General features: G+C 41.8%; 22 protein-coding genes (1 of these 22 cut by a window edge). 11 read left to right on the forward strand and 11 right to left on the reverse strand.

From position 1 onward, the window contains the following. Positions 1-34: 34 nt before the first annotated feature. Positions 35-1,225: a tRNA 2-thiouridine(34) synthase MnmA gene (mnmA, locus tag ACXAFK_RS11895; RefSeq protein WP_474957904.1), complete on the reverse strand. Its 1,191-nt coding sequence runs from the start codon at positions 1,223-1,225 to the stop codon at positions 35-37. Between the two features lie 201 nt (positions 1,226-1,426). On the opposite strand from mnmA, the gene ACXAFK_RS11900 reads away from it, so the two are divergent. After that, positions 1,427-3,307, forward strand: coding sequence for a fasciclin domain-containing protein (locus ACXAFK_RS11900; RefSeq protein ID WP_338195893.1), 1,881 nt, complete (start codon positions 1,427-1,429; stop codon positions 3,305-3,307). A 280-nt stretch (positions 3,308-3,587) separates the two neighbouring features. On the opposite strand, the gene yidC is transcribed toward ACXAFK_RS11900, so the two are convergent. From yidC to ACXAFK_RS11915, 3 genes are all read right to left on the reverse strand, one after another. Next, a complete protein-coding gene (gene yidC / locus ACXAFK_RS11905; protein WP_474957905.1) occupies positions 3,588-5,456 on the reverse strand; it encodes a membrane protein insertase YidC in 1,869 nt (622 codons plus the stop codon). A gap of 66 nt (positions 5,457-5,522) precedes the next feature. Continuing rightward, entirely contained in the window at positions 5,523-7,157 is a 1,635-nt protein-coding gene (locus tag ACXAFK_RS11910; protein WP_474957906.1) for a CTP synthase, read from the reverse strand. A 49-nt stretch (positions 7,158-7,206) separates the two neighbouring features. After that, the gene (locus ACXAFK_RS11915) at positions 7,207-7,449 is read right to left on the reverse strand and encodes a DUF3820 family protein (RefSeq protein ID WP_474957907.1); all 243 of its coding nucleotides are present in this window, start codon (positions 7,447-7,449) and stop codon (positions 7,207-7,209) included. A gap of 43 nt (positions 7,450-7,492) precedes the next feature. Between ACXAFK_RS11915 and ACXAFK_RS11920 the strand changes: the two genes are divergently transcribed. After that, positions 7,493-8,356, forward strand: coding sequence for a hydroxypyruvate isomerase family protein (locus ACXAFK_RS11920; protein ID WP_474957908.1), 864 nt, complete (start codon positions 7,493-7,495; stop codon positions 8,354-8,356). 65 nt (positions 8,357-8,421) lie between these two features. Here ACXAFK_RS11920 and ACXAFK_RS11925 read toward each other — a convergent pair whose 3' ends face one another. The 4 genes from ACXAFK_RS11925 to guaA are packed head-to-tail and all read right to left on the reverse strand — an operon-like array spanning position 8,422 to position 13,040. Further along, positions 8,422-8,958 (reverse strand): DUF922 domain-containing protein, encoded by a 537-nt coding sequence (locus ACXAFK_RS11925; RefSeq protein WP_293296004.1) that lies wholly within the window; start codon positions 8,956-8,958, stop codon positions 8,422-8,424. Next, complete coding sequence (locus ACXAFK_RS11930; protein WP_224836469.1) at positions 8,946-9,350, reverse strand: OsmC family protein; 405 nt, start codon at positions 9,348-9,350, stop codon at positions 8,946-8,948. Before ACXAFK_RS11930 ends, ACXAFK_RS11925 begins: the two co-directional genes overlap by 13 nt. Continuing rightward, on the reverse strand, positions 9,328-11,511 hold the full coding sequence (locus ACXAFK_RS11935; RefSeq protein WP_474957909.1) for an amino acid ABC transporter substrate-binding protein: 2,184 nt from the start codon (positions 11,509-11,511) through the stop codon (positions 9,328-9,330). The genes ACXAFK_RS11930 and ACXAFK_RS11935 overlap by 23 nt, the downstream gene beginning before the upstream one ends. Continuing rightward, the gene (gene guaA / locus ACXAFK_RS11940) at positions 11,508-13,040 is read right to left on the reverse strand and encodes a glutamine-hydrolyzing GMP synthase (RefSeq protein ID WP_224836467.1); all 1,533 of its coding nucleotides are present in this window, start codon (positions 13,038-13,040) and stop codon (positions 11,508-11,510) included. Before guaA ends, ACXAFK_RS11935 begins: the two co-directional genes overlap by 4 nt. A 208-nt stretch (positions 13,041-13,248) precedes the next feature. Between guaA and pgmB the strand changes: the two genes are divergently transcribed. Continuing rightward, positions 13,249-13,908 carry a beta-phosphoglucomutase gene (gene pgmB, locus ACXAFK_RS11945; RefSeq protein ID WP_252080115.1) on the forward strand — a complete coding sequence of 220 codons (660 nt, stop codon included), beginning with the start codon at positions 13,249-13,251 and terminating at the stop codon, positions 13,906-13,908. A gap of 225 nt (positions 13,909-14,133) precedes the next feature. On the opposite strand, the gene bshC is transcribed toward pgmB, so the two are convergent. Next, on the reverse strand, positions 14,134-15,738 hold the full coding sequence (gene bshC / locus ACXAFK_RS11950; RefSeq protein WP_474957910.1) for a bacillithiol biosynthesis cysteine-adding enzyme BshC: 1,605 nt from the start codon (positions 15,736-15,738) through the stop codon (positions 14,134-14,136). 160 nt (positions 15,739-15,898) lie between these two features. Between bshC and ACXAFK_RS11955 the strand changes: the two genes are divergently transcribed. From ACXAFK_RS11955 to ACXAFK_RS11970, 4 genes are all read left to right on the forward strand, one after another. Continuing rightward, positions 15,899-18,352, forward strand: a complete 2,454-nt coding sequence (locus tag ACXAFK_RS11955) for a M14 family metallopeptidase (RefSeq protein WP_474957911.1) — start codon at positions 15,899-15,901, stop codon at positions 18,350-18,352. A 99-nt stretch (positions 18,353-18,451) separates the two neighbouring features. Next, entirely contained in the window at positions 18,452-19,771 is a 1,320-nt protein-coding gene (locus ACXAFK_RS11960) for a carboxypeptidase-like regulatory domain-containing protein (RefSeq protein ID WP_474957912.1), read from the forward strand. A 60-nt stretch (positions 19,772-19,831) separates the two neighbouring features. Next, positions 19,832-20,887 (forward strand): S66 peptidase family protein, encoded by a 1,056-nt coding sequence (locus ACXAFK_RS11965; RefSeq protein ID WP_474957913.1) that lies wholly within the window; start codon positions 19,832-19,834, stop codon positions 20,885-20,887. A gap of 123 nt (positions 20,888-21,010) precedes the next feature. Further along, the gene (locus tag ACXAFK_RS11970; protein WP_224836461.1) at positions 21,011-21,526 is read left to right on the forward strand and encodes a porin family protein; all 516 of its coding nucleotides are present in this window, start codon (positions 21,011-21,013) and stop codon (positions 21,524-21,526) included. Between the two features lie 59 nt (positions 21,527-21,585). Here ACXAFK_RS11970 and rocD read toward each other — a convergent pair whose 3' ends face one another. Continuing rightward, entirely contained in the window at positions 21,586-22,866 is a 1,281-nt protein-coding gene (gene rocD / locus ACXAFK_RS11975; protein WP_474957914.1) for an ornithine--oxo-acid transaminase, read from the reverse strand. 236 nt (positions 22,867-23,102) lie between these two features. Between rocD and rlmD the strand changes: the two genes are divergently transcribed. From rlmD to ACXAFK_RS11995, 4 genes are read left to right on the forward strand one after another with little or no spacing between them, the layout of a single operon-like run. Next, complete coding sequence (gene rlmD, locus ACXAFK_RS11980) at positions 23,103-24,515, forward strand: 23S rRNA (uracil(1939)-C(5))-methyltransferase RlmD (protein ID WP_474957915.1); 1,413 nt, start codon at positions 23,103-23,105, stop codon at positions 24,513-24,515. A 30-nt stretch (positions 24,516-24,545) separates the two neighbouring features. Next, entirely contained in the window at positions 24,546-25,064 is a 519-nt protein-coding gene (locus ACXAFK_RS11985; protein WP_224836458.1) for a DUF6452 family protein, read from the forward strand. Then, positions 25,045-25,809 carry a DUF6048 family protein gene (locus ACXAFK_RS11990; RefSeq protein WP_474957916.1) on the forward strand — a complete coding sequence of 255 codons (765 nt, stop codon included), beginning with the start codon at positions 25,045-25,047 and terminating at the stop codon, positions 25,807-25,809. Before ACXAFK_RS11985 ends, ACXAFK_RS11990 begins: the two co-directional genes overlap by 20 nt. Beyond that, positions 25,802-26,143 (forward strand): VOC family protein, encoded by a 342-nt coding sequence (locus tag ACXAFK_RS11995; RefSeq protein WP_474957917.1) that lies wholly within the window; start codon positions 25,802-25,804, stop codon positions 26,141-26,143. Before ACXAFK_RS11990 ends, ACXAFK_RS11995 begins: the two co-directional genes overlap by 8 nt. 88 nt (positions 26,144-26,231) lie before the next feature. Here ACXAFK_RS11995 and ACXAFK_RS12000 read toward each other — a convergent pair whose 3' ends face one another. Beyond that, a protein-coding gene (locus ACXAFK_RS12000; RefSeq protein WP_474957918.1) for a THUMP domain-containing class I SAM-dependent RNA methyltransferase crosses the window boundary here: on the reverse strand, positions 26,232-26,680 show its end. It continues 715 nt past the right edge of the window; the window shows 449 of its 1,164 coding nt (coding positions 716-1,164); the start codon falls outside the window, past its right edge — the gene reads right to left on this strand; it ends in the stop codon at positions 26,232-26,234.

A 26,680-nucleotide genomic window follows, 5' to 3' on the forward strand; every position in this document is an offset into this window, starting at 1 on the left:
TTTTCCGACAAAATAATCAAATTTAGGCTTCCGATCAAGAAATGACACCAGAACCTATTAGTTCATCTTCCAAATACCAAGCAGCAAACTGTCCTTCGGTAATGGCCGATTGTTTATCCTTGAAGTCCACAAACAATCCATTCTCTACTTTATATAGTGTAGCTTGCTGTAGGGGTTGACGATATCGGATACGGGCTTTTACCTCCATGGCCTCATCTAACTTTAGGGCTAGATCGGGCCTTACCCAATGGAGTTCGTCCTCCTTAATAAACAACGTGTTTCGGTAAAGGCCGGGGTGAGATTTGCCCTGACCGGTGTAAATTATATTCTTGTCCACATCGGTGTCTATTACAAACAATGGTTCTTTTGTTCCCCCTACATTTAATCCTTTACGTTGGCCTATGGTAAAGTAATGTGCTCCTTGGTGCTCGCCGACTACTTTGCCATCTGTTTTTGAGTAGACGGGCTTTTCGGCTTGGAAAATGAGTTTATCCCTTTGGTTATTAAATTCGGGCGTATTGACCGAAAATTGTTCCGCATTGGCAGGTACTTCCACAATGACACCTTTTTTGGGTTTCAGTTTTTGTTGCAAAAATTCCGGCAAATGCACCTTTCCAATAAAACACAACCCTTGGGAATCTTTTTTATCTGCAGTGATAAGGTTGTTCTCCGCAGCAATTTTTCGCACTTCTGGTTTTAAAAGATCTCCGATGGGAAACAACGTTTTGGATAGTTGCTCTTGCGACAGCTGACACAGAAAGTAGGATTGGTCCTTGTTCGGGTCCTTGCCCGATAATAATTGGTAGGTTTCCGTTCCGTCTTCATTTTTAATGGTGCCTTTACGGCAATAATGTCCTGTTGCCACATAATCGGCACCCAACTGCAATGCTATGTTAAGGAACACATCGAATTTAATTTCACGATTGCACAAAACATCTGGATTTGGAGTTCTTCCCTTTTCGTATTCATTGAACATATAATCAACAATACGCTCCTTGTATTCTACACTTAAATCTACCGTCTGAAAAGGAATCCCCAACTTTTCCGCAACGATCAATGCATCATTGCTATCCTCCAACCACGGACACTCCTCGGATATGGTCACCGAGTCATCATGCCAGTTTTTCATGAACAGGCCAATAACATCGTATCCCTGCTCTTTGAGCAAGTAAGCGGTCACGCTGGAATCCACCCCTCCAGAAAGTCCTACAACTACCTTTTTCATTTTTCAATTTTAAGACTACAAAAATACAAATTGATGGTCATTTAAAATGATAAATATCTCATAACACCTATGGACCCATTTCTAATCTCAGGCTAGCTCAAAACTTAATTTGTTAAATTTTTAGTCAAAAATGTTAAACAATATTGTTTATATTTTGTTTAACTATACTTTTAAATCGTTAAACATTTTTAAAACACCGACATGAAAGCATTAAAAACCCTAACACGATTATCTTTACTGTTCTTATTGCTGACCATTGTATCCTGCTCGGACGACGACGAGGGAACAATGCCAGAAGTAGAACCGACCGTAACCATTGTTGACGCTGCACAAGCTACCGCTGACCTCAGTACTTTGGTAAGTGCGCTTCAAAAGGCAGACGAAAGTGCAAACAACGATTTAGTAGCTGCTTTGAGCGGTGAAGGACCATTTACCGTATTTGCCCCGACCAATCAAGCCTTTAGCGATTTATTGGCCCAACTGGATGGATTCGACTCCTTGGACGATTTTAATTCTCAACAACTCCAAGACCTGTTGGCCGTGATTCTTACGTATCACGTTGTAGCAGATGCCGCCGTTCTATCATCAGACTTGAGTGATGGGCAGACAATAACCACCCTACAAGGCTCAACTATTCAAGTATCCACTACTGGTGGTGTATTTATTAGTGACGCTACCGATGTGGACGCCGAAGTAACCACTGCCAATGTTGAAGTTTCCAATGGTGTGGTACACATTATTGATAAAGTTCTATTGCCACAGGCCATTCTGGATGAGTTGGCAGACATTATCCTTGTGCCAATTACAGATTTGGCGATCGGCAACGAAAACTTGCAGAATTTGGTTGCTGCCTTAAGTGCCGCCAACGGAGATTTGCCTACCGTGCTTCGCGGGGATGGCCCATTTACAGTATTGGCCCCGACCGATGATGCCTTTGCCACATTCTTGGATGGTGCAGCATTGGAGGACGTGCCTGTAGAGGTACTCACCAACGTATTGTTAAACCACGTGATAAGTGGAGAAATTACTTCTACCGATCTAACTGGACTTGGTTCCGGGTATACCAGTACTTTAGCTACAGGAGCTGGTGATCAAAATGTAAGTTTGTTCTTCGACACTTCCGATGGTGTCACCTTTAATGGAGTATCTTCTGTTGTAACGCCGGATGTTAAGGCATTGAACGGAATCGTGCACGTTGTAGATGCCGTAATAGATATACCAAATATTGTTGACCATGCAGTGGCCAACCCAGGACTTTCATCTTTGGTAGGGGCCCTAACAGAAGGTGGGAACACGACCTTTACAGATTTGCTTTCTGATGAAGAAACGGATTTTACCGTATTCGCCCCAGGTAACGATGCATTTGGTGCATTTACCAATCCAAATTCCAACGATATTAATGCAATCCTGTCCAACCACGTGATTGTAGGAGCTGCTGCATTCTCGTCAGGTTTGTCCAACTCTTATGTTAATACTGCCGCTGAATTTGATACCGATGAGAACCTGAGTCTTTATATCAATACAGATGATGGTGTAACCCTGAACGGCGTAAGCAATGTTGTAATGGCCGATATCGTAGCCAGCAATGGAGTGATCCATACAGTTGACGCGGTCATTGACCTCCCAACAGTGGTTACCTTTGCTGTGGCCGATCCAACTTTTGATTCTTTACAAGCAGCATTGACCGCAGAGGGTCAGCCTGATTTTGTTGCCACACTATCCGGGACTGGGCCATTCACAGTATTTGCTCCGACCAATGATGCCTTCCAAGCTCTATTGGACAGTAACGATATGTGGAACGAATTGGGAGATATTGATGGTGGATTATTGACCAGCGTACTGCAGCACCACGTAGTAGCCTCTGCCAATGTACGTTCTGGAGATTTGTCCGATGGCATTATGGCGACTACTTTGGAAGGAGATGACATTACCATAAACCTACCAGGTACCGGTGATAATATTGCAGATGTTACCGACGGTGCCGGAAACACGGGCATTGGAATAATCGCAGTAGATGTACAGGCCATAAACGGCGTTATCCATGCAGTGGACACTGTATTGATTCCCGATACAAACAACTAGTTTTTGATTTGATGAATTGTTGACTGAAAAGCCCCCTTGAACGATATCGAGGGGGCTTTTTATCGAGTAAGGTTTACCGTTTATCGATGACACATCAACAAAGGATTATCTGCCCACAGAAACCGGCTATTTGACAACTTTTAATTTTAATAACGTGGATAATCGTGCATCTTTGGAGTCCCAAATCTTTCCAAACTAAGCCTATAAATGGAAACTCCCCCAAGATATTCTTGAGGGAGTTTTTTTATTTGTAAAAGAGAGTCAACTAAACTACCGAGGATTATCTTCTACCTGCTTTTTTCTGCTCCTCTGCCTGTTCCATCATCTCGCGCATTTTACGCTGAAACTTGTTCTCCTTTTTAGGTTTCTTTTTGTTTTCCTGAATTTGGGCATGGATCTTTTCCTCGTCCAAAATGTAGTTTTTTATGGCCAACATAATAAAGATGGTAATCAAATTGGAAATGAAATAGTACAAACTCAAACCACTCGCATAGTTGTTGAAGAAGAACAACATCATAATTGGTGATAGGTACATAATAAATTTCATGTTCGGCATACCCGGTTGCTGTTGCATCTGCATACTCTGTCCAGTAGTCATCTGCATATAAAAGAAAATCGCTACGGATGCCAAAATCGGGAACAAACTCACGTGATCGCCATAAAACGGTATGGTAAAAGGTAGTTCAAAAATGGTATCGTAAGAAGAAAGGTCTTCTGCCCACAAAAACGGCTTTTGTCTTAATGCAAAAGAAGTTGGGAAAAACATGAACAAGGAGTAGAAAATGGGCAACTGCAACAAGGCGGGCACACAACCACTCATTGGACTCACCCCTGCCTTGTTATAGACCTTCATGGTCTCTTGCTGCTTTTTCATGGCGTTGTCCTTATATTTCTCATTGATTTCCGAAATCTCGGGCTTCAATACCTTCATTTTGGCTTGCGACAAATAAGATTTGTACGTCACCGGAGATAGAGCCAAGCGCACTACTATGGTCATGATAATAATTGCAATACCATACGGTAGGAACGAGCTTAAGAAAGTATAGAACGGTGTAAAGATATATCGGTTGATCCAACCAAAAATACCCCAACCAAATGGTATGGAGTCCGCCAGTCCCAAATCCTTATAATCATCCAAGACCTTAACATCGGTTGGCCCATAATACCAATGCATATTCTGGGACAACTCCCCTCCTTTAAATTCCAAAGGCGCTTTTGTACTGTAAGCTTTAGTGAATAGTATTTCCTTGCTTTCTTCCTCGACCAAATTGGTAGAAGTTAAAGCTGCGGTGGTAAAATGGTCGTCCGTTGCCAAAATAGAGCTGAAAAAGTGTTGGCGGTACGATAACCATTTTACATCCTCCTCAGTTTCCTCATCAAAATCGCTGCTTTCCGAAAGTTTGCTAATGCTACCTTCATCGTGATTGTACGTCAATCGGGTATACCGGTTCTCGTACATAACACTTTTATTATGTCGTATCCCTTTTAGGTCCCATTCCAAGGTAACTGGTTTACTTGTGTTAAAAACACCGCTCAACCCTTGCGATCTAATGGTAAAATCGACCAAATACTCATTTGGCTTCATTTCGTACCTATACTCCAAATATTGATTATTGGCTACTTTGGCCTTCATGGACAAGACCTGGTTCTCGCCGCTCTTGGTAAGCGATGGCTCAAAGAACAAATCAGCTGTGCTGAGCGATCTATTATCCGAACTGCTAAAGTTTATCGCAAAATTGGCGTTCCCATCCTTCACCAAATACACAGGTATGGAGTCGAAAGTCACATAGTCCTTCATTTTGGCCTCTACGATCTGGCCTCCCTTATTGGAAATTTTCAGCAATAAAACCTCGTTCTCCAAGGTAGTGATGCCTTCTGCGGTTTGGGTAAACCCAAATGCGCCAACTGTGTTTTTATAATCCGCCACCGCAATGGAATCGGTAAGATCGATTACCTTGGCTTTTTGCACCGGCTCTTTTTGAGCTTCATTTTCGACCTTGGCTGCCTCAGCTTCGATCTTTGCCTGTTCCGCTTTTTGTGCTTCCAACTCTTCTGGTGTTGGCTGATTTTGGTAAAACATAAAAACCAGTATCCCAAATATCAGTACAAATCCAATAATGGATTTAATATCCAGCTTCTTTTCTTCCATGAATATTATTTAGTAGAAATCTTTTGTTCGTGTATCAAATGGCAAATATATGCCCAAAACCGGGTTTTATGCCAAACTGGCATTGTTTTGTTTTTGTTTTTGGGCCAATACCGCTTTTACAAACCCAACAAACAAAGGGTGCGGGCTGGCTACGGTACTCTTATATTCGGGGTGATACTGTACCCCGACAAACCAAGGATGTGTTGGAATTTCCACAACTTCCACCAATCCTGTTTTTGGATTGAGCCCGGATGCAACCAATCCAGCCGCTTCCAATTGTTCCTTATATTGGTTGTTGAATTCATATCGGTGTCTATGCCTTTCCTCTATATCGGAAGTTCCATAGACGCTTTGCACCAAGCTACCTTCTTTTAAATGGCAGTCCCAAGCTCCCAAACGCATGGTACCTCCCATATCGGTAATGGATTTTTGTTCTTCCATTAAACTGATCACAGGATCGGGGGTTTGCTTGTTCATTTCCGTTGAATTGGCTTTTTCCAGACCAAGAACGGTTCGGGCGAATTCGATCACGGCCATTTGCATTCCCAAACAAATACCCAAGAACGGAATATTGTTTTCCCTAGCATATCTTACCGCCTTTACCTTGCCCTCTATACCGCGTTCCCCAAAACCTGGAGCTACCAAAATACCGTCCAATCCTTTTAACTTTTGAGCTACATTGCTTGGGGACAAATGCTCGGAATGAATGGATTTCACCTCAACTTTGACTTCGTTGGCGGCAGCTGCATGGATAAAGGCCTCTTGAATGGATTTGTACGAGTCGGGAAGTTCCACATACTTTCCGATCAATCCGATCACTACTTTATCCTTTGGATTTTTGTGTCTGTTCAAAAACTCCTTCCATTGATCAAGATTTGGTTCTGTAGTGTTCGGCAAGGCCAACTTTTCCAATGTTACGGTATCCAGGCCTTCTTCTTGCATCAACAATGGTACATCGTAAATAGTGGATGCATCTATGGATTGGATTACGGCCTCTTTTCTAACATTGCAGAAAAGTGCCAATTTCTCCTTGATGTCTTCAGAAATATGATGCTCTGTACGGCACACCAATATATCAGCCTTGATTCCACTTTCCATCAAAGTTTTTACGGAGTGCTGTGTTGGTTTGGTCTTTAATTCCCCCGCGGCGGACAAAAATGGCACCAAAGTAAGATGGATTACTATACCATTATGCTCTCCCAGTTCCCAAAGTAATTGCCTAACTGCCTCAATATAGGGCAGGGATTCAATATCACCTACGGTACCTCCTATTTCGGTAATAATGATATCGTAGTCGCCACTGTTCCCCAAAATTTGGATACGCTCTTTGATCTCGTTGGTAATGTGGGGGACCACCTGCACCGTTTTACCCAAAAACTCCCCTCTACGTTCTTTTTCGATTACGCTTTGGTAAATTCTTCCTGTGGTCACGTTATTGGCCTGTGAAGTGCGCACGTTCAAAAAACGCTCATAATGCCCAAGGTCCAAATCGGTTTCGGCACCATCGTCGGTAACATAGCATTCACCGTGTTCGTACGGATTCAATGTTCCGGGATCAACATTTATGTATGGATCTAATTTTTGGATGGTTGTTCGGTATCCCCTGGCTTGCAGTAGTTTGGCCAAGGATGCGGCAATAATTCCTTTTCCCAATGAAGAAGTAACGCCTCCCGTAACGAAAATGTACTTGGTCTCTGACATATTGATCATTCTATTACGGGGCGTAAAGTTACTAATTGCGGGACAAAAATCAGGTAGATTCTATAGGAAAATCTTTTTGCAGTTTTCTGATGATGGGTTCCAGGTTGTTATCCTTAATGGTCAGCATGGTATTAAGGTAGTCGCCAAGTTTACCTTTGGGAAAACCTTTTTGCCTGAACCATACCAAATAGGCAAGAGGCAGATCCACCAAATATCGCCCTTTGTACTTACCAAAGGGCATTTTATAATGGGCCATTTCCAAAAGCTGTTCTGTATCGGGACGCATTTCCATATATAGGCCTAAAATACTATCTTTCCCTCAACAAATCCGAAAAATGAAACGTAGAAATTTTATTGCCACCGCAGCTGTTGGCTCTGCCGGTCTGGCCTCTGGTTCGGCCATGACCTCCGACCAAGTACTGCCCCAAACATTTAAGTTAAAACACAATATAAACCATAGTGTTTGTGAATGGTGTTTTAGCGATATTCCCTTTGAAGATTTTTTAAAGACCTTAAAGGAGCTTGGAGTAAATGCAATTGATTTGATCGGTCCGGACAGATGGCCCATTTTAAAAAAATATGACATTCATTGTTCGATGTGCAACGGTGCTGAAATAAGTTTGACGGAGGGATGGAACAACCCCAAATACCACGAACAGCTTATTAAGAATTACACGGAAATGATTCCGAAAGTTGCGGAAGCGGGCTATACCAACCTAATCTGCTTTAGCGGCAATCGAGACGGGATGAACGACTACGTTGGGCTACAAAATTGTGTAGATGGGCTTTCACAGATTATGCCCTTGGCCGAAAAACACGGAGTGGTAATACAAATGGAGCTGTTTAACCAAGTGAACCACCCCGATTATATGTGTGACAACTCCCTTTGGGGGGTAGAACTGTGCAAACATTTGGGCAGCGACAATTTTAAATTGTTGTTCGACATCTACCACATGCAAATCCAAGAAGGCGATATAATCCGCAGTATACAAAACTATCATCCTTACTTTGGTCACTACCATACCGCAGGTGTTCCCGGTAGGCACGAAATTGATGAAACCCAAGAACTCTACTACCCGGCCATTATCAAAGCCATACATGATACCGGATTTACAGGCTACGTGGCTCAAGAGTTCATTGTGACATGGGAGGATAAAATTGCAGCGTTGAAGGATGCTTTTCTAAGATGTGATGTGTAGTCTTTTCCAGAATAATAATATGTAATGTTCCTGAGTGAACTTGGGCTACTGCCCTAAATATTTTTTTACGATTCACTTTCTTTTAAAGCTAAGGCAATCTTGGTATTCCATTCTAATTGCTTTTCCCGGTTTCGGGAAAAATTGGTTTCCCAATCGTATTGTTCTTGGTGTTCTTGTAGTTCCTTTAAAATATCCTGGTATATTTTGCGCACTTCTCCCTTAACATCATCAGAGAAAGAGGTGCGGCGCAGTTTTGCGCGCATTTTACGGGCAAAAAGTTCGGTAATATCAAAATGTAATTGCTCGTGGGCCAAGGTGTTTTCATTGCACAGCTCCGGCTTGTACCAGCTTTCGTTGGGATAAAAAAACGCATTTACCTCATAATCCAATTTAACCTCGTGGTGGAGCAAGTTGGCAGAATAGGAATAACTAATACCACTGGCGGTGGTGGCAGCCGATTCGGCTGCCGGGGGAACCTTCCCCTTAAAATCGGCCCATGTGAGCCTAATATTACTGTTCCATAGAACGCCTTCTTCGATCTCTTGTGCAAAACCCAAAAAACCAAACAGAAAAAAACATCCTATTGCAACTAGTTTATCCAATTAAAATCGATTACTTTTTCAATATCTGGGTGCAAACTGTAATGTACTGGGCAAGTGTTCGCCGTATGCATCAAAATTTTACGGTGTTTCTCAGAGATGGATGCAGGCAGATCAAACTTTACCTCGATCTTGGAGATTCTCCGTGGATTGGCCGCCATATGCTTGGTAACCTCTGCGGTAGAACCTGCTATATCAATTTCCAAATCCCTGGCTTTTATTCCCATCATCGTTATCATACAGTTCGCCAAGCCAGTAGCCACGGTATCCGTAGGGGAAAAAGCCTCTCCCTTGCCATTGTTGTCCACAGGGGCATCGGTAATATACTCACTACCTGATCGTAAGTGTACACAGGTAGTTCTAAGATTTCCGTTATAGGTTACTTTTGCTGTCATTGATTTCTACTTCTTTAATGGTAAGGTTGTCATACTCCATAATGTAACAGGCGCGGTTAAAGTACCCGGAGGTCCAATCGTTAAGATAATCAAATCCATTGCCTGCATATTCCGTTAACCCTATATATTTTGATGTTTCAAACAAATTCTTTTTGTAAGCCAGTTTCAATAACACGTCCATGGTCACATCAAATCCTCGGATGGCATACCTATCCGGTAGTAGGCCATTGTATTTTTTCATATATGCCCTAGTGAAGGTATCATCCGCAGATTCCTTGTAGAACGATGGATAGGTAAATTTTAAATTGGATAAATGTGTCTTGGAAACTGCCTCGTGCTCAAATGCCCCGTTAAAGCTTGTGGTGAACATGCGTACATTAACCTTTTCTTGCGGGTTGTTTGTTGCTGTAACCGAAGAGGTATTGGCAGAGTTTAGAATGGATGTTACACTTGCCACCATATTGGGTTGATCGGTTTCCAAAAATACCCAGTTCTCCTTTTCGTTGGACAATTGGATCAAAAACCTATCCAAGTGCAACGATTTATTATCGATCACTTTTGCGATTTGGGCAGCAGGAAACTTGCTCAAAATAGAATCGTGTGCCACTTGATGGGTAGAATCCGCAATTATGACCACATTCTCATCGGTATGGATTTTCTCCATATATGCCAGCATTTTATCCCTAAGGACTGCATCTCTGGGAACGGAGAAAAAAACATTGCTGTGACTGAGTTTACTGTCCGATGCAATAGGGGCCACTACGGGAATATTCTTGGTTTTTGCCTGCACGGCAACCTCGTCCAAAGGTCCGGCGGCCAGTGGTCCTATCACAGCATCTACCCCTGTTAAGGATTCACGGAAAAGTATTTCTTTTACTTTAGCTTGGTCCAACTGGGTATCGTAAGTTTTTACGTTGACCGATACTCCAAGTTTTTTAATGGAATCCAAAGCGACCATGGCCCCTGTGTAAAAACCAAGGCTCAATGCCAGGTCCCTTCGGTTTTTGATCAATTCTTCCGCTCTTTGGGTGTCGTTCAAGTTTACCTTGTCCAAACGAAAGGGAAGCATAAAAACCAGCTGTGGTTTATTTTCCACATTTATGCTGTCCACCAAATTGATCTTATCCAGCACTAGGGCATTTTTCACTTCTAGTCCTTCTGCTTTTTCTTTAGGCAACTTTAGTACCATTCCCGCTTTAAGTCCATTTTCTAAAGCTGGGTTCAAACGGAACAGTTCTTCTCTGGTAATCTTAAGGTTCTGGGTAATTCTAAATATATTCTGTTTGGGTTTTACCTCATAAAAAACAAAGTTGTCGGTGTTCACTATACCGGCCTGAGACTTCTTTTTGGGCAAACGTACCACCATTCCCTCTTTTAGGCCTCCGGCTTTCATTATTTCCGGATTCAAGCGTACAATAGAATCCGTTGGGATACCATATTCCCTTCCAAGACTATAAAGTGTCATTTTTGGAGGTACCGTGTAAGAAGTAAAAACCTCTGTTTTCTGTTCCTTTAGGCTATCCCCTTTGGGGCGTGGCAGTTTCAACTCTTCTCCTGCTGCCAAATAATTGGTGTTCTTATCCAATTCCGGGTTTAAGACCAACAAACTATCGACACTAATTCCGTATTTGTGGGCAATGCTCCAACGTGTCTCTTTAGGTTGAACGGTGTATATTTCGAAATCCAGTTCTTTTTCCTCATTGGGGTCCACTTCTGGAAAAACAGGAATTTGAAGCACCATTCCCTTGTCCAATGTTTCCGAATACAGCCTTGTGTTATATCTTTTTAATTGTTCTTCGGTGATCTCATACTTTTGGGTCAGACCAAAAAGGGTTTCCTTTCTTCTTACCCTGTGTCGTGTAAATCGAATCGGCTTCAGCTCTTCTTGTTTTGGCTTATCTGGTTTGGCCTCGTTTTTAGTGTCTTCCGCTTTTCCGTTCAAGGGTATAATAAGAATCGTGTTTTCCTTAACATCGGAAGCATTCTTGATTTCTTTATTGGCCTGTAAAATACTATAGGGCGTTACCCGATATTTTTGGGAAATGCTCTTTAGAGTCTCTCCATCCTTTACAGTGTGCGTGGTATAATTTTGTGCAGAAACCGGCACCATGGCCAACAAAAGGACCATGGTAAAAACCAGTTGTAACATATATTTTTTCATTCCCATTCTATAGTTGCAGGTGGTTTGGAACTAATGTCGTACACCACTCTATTAACGCCTTTAACCTTGTTTATTATATCGTTAGAGGTCTTTTGCAAAAATTCGTAGGGCAAATTTACCCAATCGGCGGTCATCCCATCGGTGCTTTCCACCGCTCTGAGCGCCACACATTTTTCGTAGGTACGCTCATCTCCCATGACCCCTACACTATCTACGGGCAAAAGCATGGCTCCGGCCTGCCAAACCTTGTCATAAAGTCCCCATTTTTTTAATCCATCGATAAAAATTGCGTCGACCTCTTGTAAAATAGCCACTTTCTCCGGTGTAATATCCCCCAAGATACGTATTCCCAAGCCAGGACCTGGGAAAGGGTGTCTTCCCAAAATTTCTTTGGACATTCCCATACTCGCCCCAACTCTTCTCACTTCGTCCTTGAACAACATTTTTAAGGGTTCAACTACTTTTAATTTCATATAATCGGGCAATCCTCCAACATTGTGGTGGCTTTTGATCACAGCTGATGGGCCTCCACTTGCCGAAACAGATTCAATTCTGTCAGGATAAATAGTACCCTGGGCCAACCATTTTGCATTTTCCACTTTGTGGGATTCATCATCAAAGACCTCGATAAAGACCCTTCCGATGATCTTTCTCTTCTTTTCAGGGTCCGACTCGCCCTTAAGAGCATCCAAAAAACGTGCCGAAGCATCCACGCCCTTTACATTTAAGCCCATGTGCTTGTACTGGTCCAAAACACTTTCGAACTCATTTTTACGCAAGAGGCCATTGTTCACGAATATACAGTATAGATGATCTCCGATGGCCTTGTGGAGCAACATGGCCGCCACACTGGAATCCACACCGCCGGATAGTCCCAATATTACTTTTTCGTCCCCGATTTCCTCCTTTAGTTCATCCACAGTGGTTTCCACAAAGGCATCGGGAGTCCAGTCCTGTTTTAGACCAGCTATATTTACCAAAAAGTTTTCCAATAGCTTTTTTCCATCTGTTGAATGGTACACTTCCGGGTGAAACTGTATCCCGTAAGTGCTCTCCCCTCCAATCTTGTAAGCCGCATTTTCCACATCGTGGGTGCTGGCCAAAAGTACTGCTCCCTCGGGCAGTTCCTTAATGGTATCCGAGTGGCTCATCCATACTTGGCTACCTTCTTCAATTCCTTTCAAAAAATCATCGTCGGATTTAATAAAGGACAAATTGGCCCGCCCATATTCACGGGTAGCGGAAGGGGCCACGTTACCCCCATGAAAATGGGACAGATATTGTGCGCCGTAGCAAATGCCCAAAAGAGGTTTTTTTCCTTTAATTCCGGATAGATCGGGATGAGGGGCCTGTTCGGAGCGAACCGAGGACGGTGAACCGGACAATATTACCGCTTTGTAATCCGACAGATCTTCGGGCACCTTGTTATACGGTTTAATTTCTGAGTAAATGTTGAGTTCCCTGACGCGTCTTGCGATCAATTGTGTGTACTGGGAACCAAAGTCTAGGATGAGTACGTTGTTATGCATGGGCAAAAATAGCAATTTGCTTTAGTTGCAAAAGTATCTTTTAATGGATATTTGCCACAAGTTTTTTAAAGAAGTAATTCCAACGGGTTATCAACACCCCGTCTGCTTTGAGTGCCAGTCCAGCTTTTCCCTGCACAAAACAAAGTCTTATATAGTTTTTTTCTTAATTGATTTCATTATTTCTTTGCGATGTAAAAAAGAACTGATTATGATTAAGGGATTCATTTTTGATTTGGATGGCGTAATCACGGATACAGCAGAACTGCATTTTGCCGCTTGGAAAAAATTGTCGGACGACATGGATTGGCAATTTGATCGCGATCTCAACGAAAAATTGAGAGGGATATCCAGAATGGATTCCATTAAAGTGATCATGGACCACAACAATGTTTCGCTCAAAGAAGAAACTATCGTGGAACTAGCTACCCAAAAGAACGATATTTACGTGCAAAGTTTGGATCACATGACCCCCGAGGATTATCTACCGGGTGCCAAAGAACTTTTAACGCACCTTAGGTCCGAAGGGTTTAGCGTTGCCCTCGGCAGTGCAAGTAAAAATGCAGAAAAGGTATTGAAACAACTAAATGCTACCCATTATTTTGATGTGATCGGTGATGGCAATAGTGTATCCAGAAGCAAACCAGCTCCCGACATTTTCTTGTACGCCTCCGAAAAAATGGGCCTATCGCCGGAAAGGTGTATTGTTTTTGAAGATGCCGAAAAGGGTATCGATGCAGCAAAAGCCGGTAATTTTTATAGCGTTGGCATTGGTCCCGAAGAGCGTGTCGGACATGCGGACGTTCGATTCGACACCATGAAAGAGGCCACTCTTTTTGAGGTAAAATCACATTTCAAAGATTTGTTCTGAATCGGAACCAAACATAAAGAATGCAAAAAGCCCCGGGAACCACTCCGGGGCTTTTCAATAAAATCAAAACCAACCTAAACATATGAGTTAACCAACTCAAAATTTAAATTTTCATAGCTATTTATATGTAAGGAACAACCTACCGGACAAATACCCTACCTGATCCGTAAAACTTTTTTTGAATAAGATTGGCTTTTTTTCTACTGCGGGAGATTTTTAGGGCTATTATTTGTTTTTAATTATGGTAAAATTCTGAGAAAAAGGATCTAAAGTATTCAGTAGCATCGGAATGAGCTCCTCTCCCATTTCTAAATAGATCTCGGAAAAATTGAGCTGCCTTTCTTGCAACGATTGATTTGGAAATAACTCATTCTGCAACTCCGTTAATCGCGTTACGTGATCTTTTAATTTTCGTTTTTGGGCGCGTAAAAGTCGCTTTTCCAGCTTGTCCAAACCCTTTTTTTGTTTTACCTCCTGTGCTTTTACGGCTCCCAAAAAGCTCTTGTCCGTTTTGTTGGCAAGCTCGTACATTTGTTTAAATTGTTCCTCTAGCACCTTTTTTTGCGGCGAAAAATCAACATCGATATTGGAGATATCTCGTATTTTTTTGTTGATAAGGCTGTGCTGTTTCATAAATAAATGAGCTACCGTGAGTCCCATCTTTTCAATCTTGTCCGACTGTTTTTCTTTTATCAACAATGCTGAATTCCGCAGCATCAAAATAGGAAAGGTCACTCCCAGTTCATCAAAAAAGGATTTAAATTCCAACCAATAAGCCAATTCTCCCCCTCCTCCGATATAACAAAGGTTGGGTAGGATAACCTCCTGATATAATGGGCGAGTGACCACGTTGGGCGAAAAACGCTCTGGATATTCTTCAAGTTCTTTTAAAATCTCCTCTGGGGTAAAATCCAACTGGGTATTGAGCACATGGTATTTCCCTTTTTTTAGAACAATTCGTTCCCGAAAATCGTCCTTTAGATAAAAATAGTTGATTTCCCTCGGGTTTACTTGAATTGTGTAGTCCGTTGAAATTTTCTCCAAGTTTTTTATCGTCTTGGTAACTTTTTTGTAGGGCGTATGCTGAAAAATGTCCTTTTGGACATAAGGCACCAATAACCTTTTCAAATGCTTATCGTCACCATCCACAATTACAAGACCTTCATCTCCGAACAAGGCATTGGCGAGGTATCTTGTAGCTTGGGCCAGGGTTTGGTTTTCGAGGTAGGCCTTTTGGAATAGCTCTTTTAATTTATCCGTATAACCTAAATTACCAAGTTCGGAAGCAAATATCCCGAATACCTCATCCAGACCATCTGTGGACAATCTACCTACCCCACCGGAAACATTCTTGTTCCAAAGCACCTTTTTCCCGTGTAGATTAAAATAATTGATCTCATCAAAATCGTGATCCTCCGTTGCCATCCAATACACCGGCACAAATTGATGATCGGGAAACTGTGCCTTTAGCTTTTTGGCCAGATTTATCGTCGATACAATTTTATACAGGAAGTACAAAGGACCAGTAAATAAATTTAACTGGTGACCGGTTACCACGGTAAAGGAATTTTCCTTTTCAAGAGCTAGGATATTTTTTTTTGTTGCGCCGGAAACCTCCACATTTTTGTATTGCTCGTTTAAAGATTCGACCAAAACTTTTCTGTGGGCTTTTGGGTAGTTGGCAGATTTTTCTTTAATCTGATCACTAAAGTTACCGGGTAAGGGAAATCTATTGTAGTAAGGTGCTAATTCTTTTTTTTGCTCTAGATAATCACAAATTAATTGGGAAAAATAACCGGTTTCCTTAAAGGGTATACATTCTACTTCCATTAAAACTGAAATGAGGTGATCAAAGATAAGTCTCTTCTTTTTTACTCGTCCTAAAAATACGTTAATTGAATTTTATACAAGATTTAGTCGGCTCAAATTGATAAAATTAGGATTCTGCACCAATTTATTATTAGATTTGAGAGAACTAATTAACCCAAACATGACCCGATTTTTATTTTCTCTCCTTCTTTTAGTATCCATTTCGGTTTCCGCACAGCAATTAAAGTCTCCATCAGAATTTTTGGGATACGAACTTGGAACCCAGTTTACCCGCCATCACGAAGTGGTGGATTACTACGAGTACTTGGCCGAATCGGAACCGGACCGAGTCAAACTCACCGTTTATGGAAAAACCAACGAACGTAGGCCCCTTATTTTGGCTTATGTGTCCTCTGCGGAAAACATTTCCAACTTGGAAACCATTAGAAAAGAACATTTAAAAAATACAGAAGGTTCGGGAAATTCGTCCAAAGCCATTGTTTGGTTGAGCTATAATGTTCATGGCAATGAAAGTGTGAGTACCGAAGCCTCCATGAAGACGATTTATGAGCTTTTAACAAAAAAAAGCAATTATTTGGAAAACACAGTGGTTATTATGGACCCCTGTATTAACCCAGATGGCCGCGACAGATACAGTAACTGGTACAACCAATATAAAAACACCCCTTTCCAAGTAGATCCCAACAGCAAGGAACACCACGAAGGTTGGTGGAGTGGTCGCAGTAACCACTATATGTTCGACCTTAACCGTGATTGGGCCTGGCTTACCCAAGTAGAGAGCCAGCAGCGATTAAAAATGTTCAACCAATGGTTGCCCCATGTTCATGTGGATTTTCACGAACAAGGCGTAAATAGTCCGTATTATTTTGCACCAGCAGCAGAACCCTACCATGAGGTAATTACCGATTTCCAACGTGATTTTCAGACGACCATAGGCAGAAACCACGCCAAATACTTTGATGCCAATGGTTGGTTCTATTTTACCAAAGAAGTATTTGATCTACTCTATCCAAGCTATGGCGACACCTACCCCATGTACAACGGTTCTATTGGGATGACTTACGAACAAGGTGGAAGTGGAAGGGCCGGACTTGGAATTGTCACCGCAATTGGCGACACCCTTACCCTAAAGGACAGAATTGCGCACCACCACACCACGGGACTATCTACCATTGAGGTTTCTTCTCAAAATGCAGAGAAACTAAACCAAGAATTCAAAAAGTTCTATCAAAACAAGGATTTTAAGTATAAAAGTTATGTACTAAAAGGAGACAAGGACAAGCTTGAAGCCCTTAAATCCCTTTTGGACAAACACGAAATCGAATATGGCAATGTATCCAGTGGTTCCTACAAAGGACACCATTACAAAACGGGAAGAAGCGGAAACATGGCCATCAACAACAATGGCATGGTAGTTTCCACAAATCAACCCAAAGGTACCATGGTAAAAGTATTATTCGAGCCCGATGCCAAATTATCGGATTCGCTCACCTACGATATTACGGCATGGTCCCTACCGTATGCATATGGATTGGACGCAATTGCCTCCACCTCATTGGTCTCCGGCAATACGGCAAGCGATGTGGTTCAGAACGCAACAATAGGAGCTCCTGCCAATGCCTACGCTTATCTTTTTGATTGGAACAGTATGAAAGATGCACGGTTCTTGTCCGCTTTGTTAAAAAAGGGCATCCGAGTACGAAAAGCCGACCACCCCTTCAGTTTGGAAGGCAAGTCTTTTGATAGGGGAACTTTGATCGTTACTAAAGGAGACAATCAGCATGATTCAAATTTTCAGGCATCCATGCTGGACATCATCACCGACTATCAAAAACCATACACAGCCGCTTCAACTGGCTTTGTTGATTCTGGAAAAGATTTTGGTTCGTCGTATGTTCAAATGATCACCAAACCAAAGGTTGCAGTATTGTCCGGCGGTCCGACCTCAACCTTGCGTTTTGGGGAAATATGGCACTTTTTTGAGCAACAGTTGCATTACCCGCTTACCGTTCTGGATGATGAATATGCCAACCGAGTGGATCTGGACGAATATAGTATCCTGATCTTGCCCGATGGACGCTACGGCAACCATTTTAGTGAGGACCAATTATCCAAACTTAAAAACTGGGTCCGCAACGGAGGAAAGATCATTGCCATGGGTGGCTCCATAGATGCGCTAGATGGTGATAAAGGATTTGGTGTAACCAAGAAAAAGTTTGAGAAAGACTCAAGCGAAAATGAACCACAACCTTACAAAGATTGGGAAAGAGAGCGAATGAAAGGAGCCATTACCGGAGCAATTTTTAAAACCAAAGTGGACAATTCCAATCCATTGGCGTATGGCTATGGGTCCGAATACTTTTCTTTAAAATTGGGAAGCAGTGCATACGAATATCTCGATGGAGGAAATGCGGTCTATTTGGAAAAAAATACAGATCCGTTTTCTGGCTTTGCCGGAATAGAAGCGCAGCAAAAAATCTCAGAAACCTTGATTTATGGCGTAGAAAATTACGGCCGTGGACAAGTAATTTATATGGTGGACAATCCGTTGTTCCGAGGATTCTGGGAAAATGGAAAGCTATTTTTTGCCAATGCCCTCTTCATGGTAGATTAAACCAAGCTTTTTACCGGCATAGAACATCCACATTCAGGGACAAAAACTATGTGAGCATATCTTTAAAATTTTGTATTTTTAATACAAAAGAAGATAGCTATGCCGTTAAAACCATCGAATCTCGCAATACGCAAGAAAATCAGCGCTTTCTTGCGCTCCGCACTTTGTACACTGGCACTCTTGGCCCCATTGGTTTCTTTTGCTTTCCAAGGGAACCAACAAACCATGGACTTTAACCAGTACAGTGGAGAGGTCAAGGACCAATCCAGTAACAAATCGTTGGTTTTTGCAACACTGGCCATAGAGGGCACCAACATAAGCACCATAACCAATACGGAAGGGAATTTCCTTTTAAAAGTTCCCAAAGAGTTCATCGATAAAAATGTGGTGGTTTCGTTCTTGGGGTATAAAACCAAAAAAGTACCGATTGCCGATCTGGCGCCAGAAAAAAATGAAATCTCCCTCGAAATTTCGGTTACCCAGCTTTCGGAAATCAACATTAATGCCCCAAAAGATGCCCTGGCCCTTGTAAAAGAAACACTTAAAAACCGCGACAACCGATATTTTGATGACCCCACCTTAATGACAGCTTTTTATAGGGAAACCATAAAACGAAGAAGAAGAAATGTTTCTTTGGCTGAAGCTGTGGTCAATATTTATAAAACCCCATACAGTTCTTTTAAAGAAGACGCCGTTGAACTCTATAAAGCCAGAAAAAGTACGGATTACAGTAAACTGGACACCGTGGCACTAAAATTACAAGGTGGGCCATACAACACATTATATGTGGATATGATGAAATATCCCCAATATATCTTTTCGGAAGAAGCACTGTCCAACTACAAGTTTACATTTGATCGCTCCACAAGAATAAATGACAAAGTGATCTATGTGATCAGATTTGACCAGCACCCAGGAATCTCCGAGCCCCTTTACCAGGGTGAACTTTACATAGATGTTGAAAACAAAGTACTTACAAGTGCAATTTTTTCTTTGAATATTACAGACCGGAACAAGGCTGCCCAACTATTTGTGCGCAGAAAACCGGCAAAAGTCGATGTTTGGCCCACTGAGGTCTCCTATCGTGTGGACTATCGCGAAAAAAATGGCAAATGGTACTATGGCTATGGTAGCGTTTTTATGGAATTTAAAGTAGACTGGGAAGACAAGTGGTTTAATTCCATGTACAGCATGATGGCGGAAATGGCCATTACCGATTGGGAAAATAACCTAACGGGAAAAACACCAAGGTACCGTGAAAGAATTAAAAAATCAATTATACTCAGTGATGAGGCCTCGGGCTTTTCCGATCCAAATTTTTGGGGAGAATATAATATTATAGAACCCGAAAAATCCATTGAATCCGCCATTAGGAAAATACAGCGACAATTACGCAGGGCCGAAAGAAACAGTGAATAATTGTTACATTTCTTCCAAAATTTCTTCATTTTTGTTAAAACATAGCATAACCCAATCAAAATGTCCAAACGAAGAAACTTTTTAAAGTCCGTAACAGCATTAGGAGCCGTTTCGCTTCTGCCCCAAACGAGTTGGGCAAGTGAACCCAGATCAACTACTGTATTGCCCAAAATAAAACCCAAAAAACTAAAAATTGGCGATACCATCGGGCTTGTTGCTCCAGGTTTTGCGGTGAAACCCGAAAAACTTTACCTTACATTGGAAGTCTTGGAGAAAATGGGTTTCAAGACTTTTTACACCGAAAGAATCAAAGGTAACCATGGTTATTTTAGCGACACCGATGAAGAACGTGCCAACGATGTAAACGAAATGTTTGCCAACCCGGACGTGGATGCCATACTTTGCGCAAGGGGCGGCTATGGCTGCACTCGAATCTTGGATATGTTGGATTACGACCTTATCCGCAACAATCCAAAAATTTTAATCGGTTTTAGTGATATTACAGCCTTGATCAATACCATTTACAACAAAACAGGCCTTGTATGTTTTCACGGCCCTGTCGGGACCACGATCGATGACGAATACAGCCAAAATTATATGAAAAAGGTCCTAATGGAACCACAGGAGGTCCTACCTATAAAAAATGCCATTCTAAAAGACCCAAAACAATATCGCAACAGCGAATATTACCGATACACGATAACCAATGGAACGGCAGAAGGAGATCTTGTGGGCGGAAGCTTATCATTGGTCGCTGCCATGATCGGCACACCTTACGAAATAGACTTTACCGACAAACTTGTGTTTCTGGAAGATGTAGAGGAAGCTCCATACCGAATGGACCGAATGCTGACCCAGCTCACACAAGTGGATTCCTTTTTAAAGGCCAAAGGCATTGTTTTTGGAGTTTGTAATGGCTGCGACCGTAAAAGAACCACGGACAATTTTACACTCAGGGAAGTAATAATGGATAGAATCGCACCTTTGGGCATACCTGCAGCCTATGGTCTGAGTTTTGGCCATGTACCACAAAATTTCACATTGCCCATTGGCACCAAAGCCTACTTTAACGCATCCAAAAAGCAAATTCGTTTGGAAGAAATAGCGGTATCCTAAATAGTTAGTACTCAATATTTAAAAATAGTTCCTTTCAAATTTTGGATTAATTCCATAACAAATGGGCATTAACGATGGTTAAGATTTCTATCTTTACGCCTTAACTATAATCATTAATTAAACATGAAAAAACTATTATTAGTTGCAATTGCCGTACTTGGATTTACTTATGCATCCCAAGCTCAAGAAGTTAGGTTTGGTGCTACAGCTGGTTACCTTAACGCCAGAGGGAGTGTTAAAGTAGATGGGATTACCGTATCCGATTCTAATTCCGGATTTTATTTGGGTGCAGTAGCTGATTTCGAAATTTCTGAAAATTTCAATATTCAGCCCGAACTTCTTTATGCCAACGTTGATGAAGCTGATGGCATCATTCTTCCTATTCTAGGTAAATTTGCAATCTCTGAAAAATTCAATATTCAAGCAGGACCACAATTGGTTTTCTCTCTTGAGGACACTCCGGACGATTTCAGCAGTGTTGAATTTGATCTAGCCGGTGGTATCGGATATGATATTGATGAAGACTTTTTTCTGGAAGCCAGATATACGTTTCAAATCAATAATTCCTATACGGGAAGTGAAGACATCAAGGTTAGAGGAAATTACCTGACCCTTGGCGTTGGATACAAGTTTTTATAATAATTACTTACCATAATAAAAAGGGCGGTGAAATCACCGCCCTTTTTTGTTTATAAGATTTATTTAGAAAATTCTTTCAGCGTTTTTATAATAATGGATACACAGTCCATCAACTGTTCCCTGTTCATCACCAAAGGTGGTGCGAACCGGATGATGTTCCCATGGGTCGGTTTGGCCAACAGGCCATTTTCCTTAAGTGCCATACAAATGTCCCAAGCGGTGGAACTCTCTTCTGTATCATTGATCACAATGGCGTTGAGCAATCCCTTTCCCCTAACTTTTACAACCAGATCGCAAGTGGAGATAAATTTGTTCAGCTCTTCACGGAACAATTCACCTAGTTCATCGGCATTCTGCGCTAAATTCTCTTCCCTGACCACTTCTAAGGCCGCCATACTCACGGCTGCAGCAACAGGGTTGCCCCCAAAGGTACTTCCGTGGCTTCCCGGGGTGATCACTTCCATTATACTGTCGTTGGCCAAAACTGCCGAAACAGGATAAACACCGCCCGATAAGGCTTTTCCCAAAATCAAAATATCCGGTTTTACTTCCGGTGTTCCACTACAATTCTTGTCCGGACAGGAACAATTACCGCAGGTTGCCAACAACCTTCCTGTTCTCGCAATACCTGTTTGAACTTCATCTGCAATAAAAAGTACATTGTATTTTTCACAAAGTGCCTTGGCTTCCTTTAAATATCCTTCGGAAGGCACATAAACCCCTGCCTCCCCTTGTATAGGCTCCACTAAAAAGCCCGCAACATTGGGATTGTTTTCCAATGCTTGTTCCAATGCGGATAAGTTGTCATATTCAATCTTTATAAACCCTTCTGTGTACGGACCGTAGTCGTTACGGGCCACCTCGTCGTTGGAAAATGAGATGATCGTTGTGGTTCTTCCGTGAAAATTGTTCTCGCAAACAACAATGGTTGCTTGGTTTTCCGGGATACCTTTCTTCTGGTATGCCCATCTTCTACAAATTTTTAAGGCAGTCTCCACAGCTTCCGCTCCAGTGTTCATTGGCAATAGCTTGTTAAAACCAAAGGTTTCTGTCGCATATTTTTCGTATTTCCCCAACATATCGTTGTAAAATGCCCTGGATGTCAAGGTCAATGTTTTTGCCTGATCCACCATGGCCCCAACAATTTTGGGGTGACAGTGCCCTTGGTTTACGGCAGAGTATGCGGAAAGGAAATCGTAATATTTTTTCCCTTCAACATCCCACACATATACACCATCCCCTTTGCTCAATACCACTGGAAGCGGGTGATAATTGTGTGCCCCGTACTTGTTTTCCAAATCTATCGCTTGCTGCGATGTTAAATGCTCTAAAACAGCCATTTCATTAAATGATTAAAATTGATAAAATAACCATTCCTACTGTACCTTTATTCTTTCGAAGTCTCGAAAAAGCAGCGTGGGAGAGAAATCATCCCTGAGAGTTGGTGCAAAATACAAATTATTGGGCAAAACTCTGCTTGGACATTAGGTTGTCCATTTCTGGTTACTCCAAAAGTTTACCTGCAATTTAAGATACAGTGTTCTGTGAAATTCCAAAAAGGGCTTACTTTTGCGACATGCGTAAAAATAGAAGGAGAAAAACGTTTGAAAACGTAGAGGTAGTAGATGCGGGAGCAAAAGGAAAATCGGTAGGCAAAGCCCCGGACGGACGGGTGATTTTCCTTACCAATGCCGTTCCCGGAGATGTGGTGGACGTGATGACGACCAAGAAACGAAAAGCCTATTTTGAGGGAGTTGCCACCAATTTCCACACCCTATCCGATAAAAGAACAGAACCTGTTTGCCAGCATTTCGGTACTTGTGGAGGCTGTAAATGGCAACACATGGGCTACGAATATCAGCTGTTTTTTAAACAAAAGGAGGTAGAGAACAACCTAAAGCGCATTGGGAATTTGGAACTCCCCTTATCATCGCCAATATTGGGCTCCAAAGAGCAATATTTTTATCGCAATAAAATGGAATTCTCATTTTCCGATAGTCGTTGGTTGACCCAAGAGGAAATCAGTTCCGACAATGAAATCGAAAATAGAAATGCATTGGGATTCCATATTCCGGGCATGTGGGACAAGATTCTGGATATTAAAAAATGTCATTTACAACGAGACCCGTCCAATGCCATTCGGTTGGAGGCGAAGAATTTTGCCAATGCCCATGGTCTAGAATTTTTTAATCCAAGAAAACAGCAAGGCCTTTTAAGAACATTAATGATCAGAACATCATCTACAGGTGAAATAATGGTTCTTGTTCAGTTTTTCCAGGAAGATAAAGCAAACATAGTATTATTGCTCGATCACTTAAAGGATAAGTTTCCGGAAATTACTTCGCTTCAATACGTAATCAATTCCAAAGGCAACGACACTATTTATGACCAAGAAGTGATCTGCTATGCGGGCCGAGATCATATTTTTGAGGAAATGGAAGGCCTACAATTTAAGATCAATGCCAAGTCATTTTATCAGACCAACTCGGAGCAAGCATACGAACTCTATAAAGTTACAAGGGATTTTGCTGGATTAACAGGTAATGAACTAGTTTACGATTTATATACCGGAACTGGGACCATTGCACAGTTTGTTGCCAAAAATGCAAAAAAAGTAGTCGGTGTGGAATCCGTACCAGAGGCTATTGAAGACGCCAAGGCAAACGCCCTGCACAATAATATATCCAATGTGGATTTCTTTGTGGGCGATATGAAGAATGTGTTCAACGATGATTTTATTGCAGCACACGGGCAACCTGATGTGATCATAACCGACCCTCCTCGTGACGGTATGCATAAACAGGTGGTGGAACAGCTATTGAATGTGGCACCATTAAAAATTGTGTACGTAAGCTGTAATAGCGCAACCCAGGCACGTGATCTGGCTCTAATGAAAGAACAGTATGCCGTCACACAAGTGCAGCCAGTTGATATGTTCCCGCAGACACACCACGTTGAAAATGTTGTACTTTTGGAAAAACGGATTTAGCACCAGAATTAAAATCCATTGAAAACCGGAATGAAGAAAATAATCCCCATCCTGCTTATTGCATCTTTGCTCTTCTATGTTTCCTCGTGTGAAAAGGACGATATCTGTGTAGAAGGTGATACCCCTTTGTTGGTCATTGGTTTTTTTGATGCTGAAGATACCACCGAAGCAAAACAAGTAACATCCATTCGAATAAAAAACATCGATATAGACAGTATATTGGATAACGACAGTTTTAACGACAGATCGGATTCACCCGACTCCCTATCGGTACCTTTAAGAAGTACCGCCGTTACCACAATGTACCAACTCATCTCCAATTCCGATGACGATGCGGAAACCGAATTGGAAACGGGAAATATAGACACCTTAACAATCACCTATGAACTTAGTGAGGCTTTTGTTTCCCGAGCATGTGGCTTTGTGGTGAACTATAACAATATTGAGGTTAGCTTGACCGAGGACAGCGACAACTGGGTCCAGGATATCAGCGTTGTACAACCGAACGTAGAAAATACAGATAACATCCATGTTAAAATATTGCATTAGTATTTTTATTGGTCTATTGCCATTTTTATCACTGGCCCAAAGTGAAACGATAGATCTATCGCAAAAGGACACCGTACAGTACAAAGACCCCTATGGCCTCCGTGTAGGTGTGGACCTGAGCAAATTGGTGCTATCTTTTGTTGATGAAGATTACACCGGATTGGAACTGGTCGGAGATTTTAGGCTTACCCGCAAATTGTATCTGGCCGCAGAAATAGGGAACGAAACCAAAAGACAAGACGAAAACCTGAACAATACACTACTCTACGATTACGAAACATCTGGAAGTTATATTAAAGCAGGAATCGACATAAATACTTACGACAACTGGTACGGCATGAACAATGCCATTACCATAGGAGGTCGTGTGGCCTTTTCAAGTTTCAGTCAAACTTTGAACGATTATAGCCTTTACGAGACCGATCAATTTTTTAATCCAGAATTTTTGCCCGGAGAAAATCCCAATCGAGAGTTTGATGGGCTTTCCGCCACGTGGTTGGAGTTTGTTGCCGGCGCAAAAGTTGAATTGTTCGCCAATATTTTTGTAGGTATGAGTGCCCGTATGGGGTTTTTGATAACCAATACAGAAAGTGAAGAGTTTCCCAATCTATGGATCCCTGGGTTTAACAAAGTTACCGAAGGCAGTAATTTTGGGGTAAGTTACAACTATTCCATTTCCTACTTTATCCCATTGTACAAAAAGGCCAAACAAAAAAAGGCACAAAAAAACCAATCAGATGAATAAGGTCCAAATCGATTATGTGGAGTTTAAAGCGTTGGATTTGGTAAAGACCAAGACTTTTTACAAAGATACTTTGGGTTGGCAGTTTACCGATTATGGCCCCAGTTACACGTCGTTCTCCGAAAGTGGAATTTCAGGTGGTTTTGAACTTACGGACCAACCTATAATCAATGGCGCATTGATCGTACTTTACCATGAGGATTTGGAAACCATCCAAAATAAGATTACTGAGGCAGGCGGCACCATCTCCAAAGAGATATTTGAATTCCCGGGCGGGAGAAGATTCCATTTTTTCGATCCATCGGGCAACGAACTTGCGATTTGGTCCGACCAGTGACCTTATCAACCACACTTTGCGAACATTACGACAGACTCGTTCAATTAAAAAAACAGAAACGAATCAGAATACTATACCCATGGGCACTTTAGTCGATTTTTTGTTTTTTGGCTTTTTTGCTCCCCTCGTAAATTTCATACTTAACCAATCGGGCCTCCAATTTACCGTTAAATGTTTTTATCTTTCTTGATGGTTTTAGACCTACATGTTTTAATGCCTCCATATTTGAGGTGATCAACCAAGCTTCGGTTCCTGCGTATACCTGTTTTAGGGTATCCCCTATTTTTCCGTAGAAAATTTCCATTTCAATAGGTAACCGTTCCCCATAAGGGGGATTAAAAACCATATGAAGCTTACCTTCCGTTGGTTTATCCTCCCTAAAAAAGTCTTTACGGTTCACATTGATATACTCGGTTAAATTGGCATGATCTACATTCTCTTGGGTTTTTCGAACAGCTGAAGGAGCTTTGTCATACCCTATTATTTTATGATGGAATTCCCTCACCTTTTTTAAGCTTGCATCAACAATTTTGTCGT

The organism is Flagellimonas sp. ABD4_174 (assembly GCF_056160185.1).

Excerpts from the sequence above, each read along its gene's own strand:
- pgmB (WP_252080115.1), top strand. The coding sequence starts at position 13,249 with ATGATTAAGGGATTCATTTTTGATTTGGATGGCGTAATCACGGATACA.
- mnmA (WP_474957904.1), bottom strand. The coding sequence starts at position 1,225 with ATGAAAAAGGTAGTTGTAGGACTTTCTGGAGGGGTGGATTCCAGCGTG.
- ACXAFK_RS11930 (WP_224836469.1), bottom strand. The coding sequence starts at position 9,350 with ATGACAGCAAAAGTAACCTATAACGGAAATCTTAGAACTACCTGTGTA.
- ACXAFK_RS11915 (WP_474957907.1), bottom strand. The coding sequence starts at position 7,449 with ATGGAAATGCGTCCCGATACAGAACAGCTTTTGGAAATGGCCCATTAT.
- ACXAFK_RS11960 (WP_474957912.1), top strand. The coding sequence starts at position 18,452 with ATGCCGTTAAAACCATCGAATCTCGCAATACGCAAGAAAATCAGCGCT.
- ACXAFK_RS11970 (WP_224836461.1), top strand. The coding sequence starts at position 21,011 with ATGAAAAAACTATTATTAGTTGCAATTGCCGTACTTGGATTTACTTAT.
- ACXAFK_RS11900 (WP_338195893.1), top strand. The coding sequence starts at position 1,427 with ATGAAAGCATTAAAAACCCTAACACGATTATCTTTACTGTTCTTATTG.
- rocD (WP_474957914.1), bottom strand. The coding sequence starts at position 22,866 with ATGGCTGTTTTAGAGCATTTAACATCGCAGCAAGCGATAGATTTGGAA.
- ACXAFK_RS11935 (WP_474957909.1), bottom strand. The coding sequence starts at position 11,511 with ATGAAAAAATATATGTTACAACTGGTTTTTACCATGGTCCTTTTGTTG.
- ACXAFK_RS11995 (WP_474957917.1), top strand. The coding sequence starts at position 25,802 with ATGAATAAGGTCCAAATCGATTATGTGGAGTTTAAAGCGTTGGATTTG.
- yidC (WP_474957905.1), bottom strand. The coding sequence starts at position 5,456 with ATGGAAGAAAAGAAGCTGGATATTAAATCCATTATTGGATTTGTACTG.
- ACXAFK_RS11920 (WP_474957908.1), top strand. The coding sequence starts at position 7,493 with ATGAAACGTAGAAATTTTATTGCCACCGCAGCTGTTGGCTCTGCCGGT.
- ACXAFK_RS11990 (WP_474957916.1), top strand. The coding sequence starts at position 25,045 with ATGTTAAAATATTGCATTAGTATTTTTATTGGTCTATTGCCATTTTTA.
- ACXAFK_RS11910 (WP_474957906.1), bottom strand. The coding sequence starts at position 7,157 with ATGTCAGAGACCAAGTACATTTTCGTTACGGGAGGCGTTACTTCTTCA.
- ACXAFK_RS11985 (WP_224836458.1), top strand. The coding sequence starts at position 24,546 with ATGAAGAAAATAATCCCCATCCTGCTTATTGCATCTTTGCTCTTCTAT.
- guaA (WP_224836467.1), bottom strand. The coding sequence starts at position 13,040 with ATGCATAACAACGTACTCATCCTAGACTTTGGTTCCCAGTACACACAA.
- ACXAFK_RS11955 (WP_474957911.1), top strand. The coding sequence starts at position 15,899 with ATGACCCGATTTTTATTTTCTCTCCTTCTTTTAGTATCCATTTCGGTT.
- ACXAFK_RS11965 (WP_474957913.1), top strand. The coding sequence starts at position 19,832 with ATGTCCAAACGAAGAAACTTTTTAAAGTCCGTAACAGCATTAGGAGCC.
- bshC (WP_474957910.1), bottom strand. The coding sequence starts at position 15,738 with ATGGAAGTAGAATGTATACCCTTTAAGGAAACCGGTTATTTTTCCCAA.
- rlmD (WP_474957915.1), top strand. The coding sequence starts at position 23,103 with ATGCGTAAAAATAGAAGGAGAAAAACGTTTGAAAACGTAGAGGTAGTA.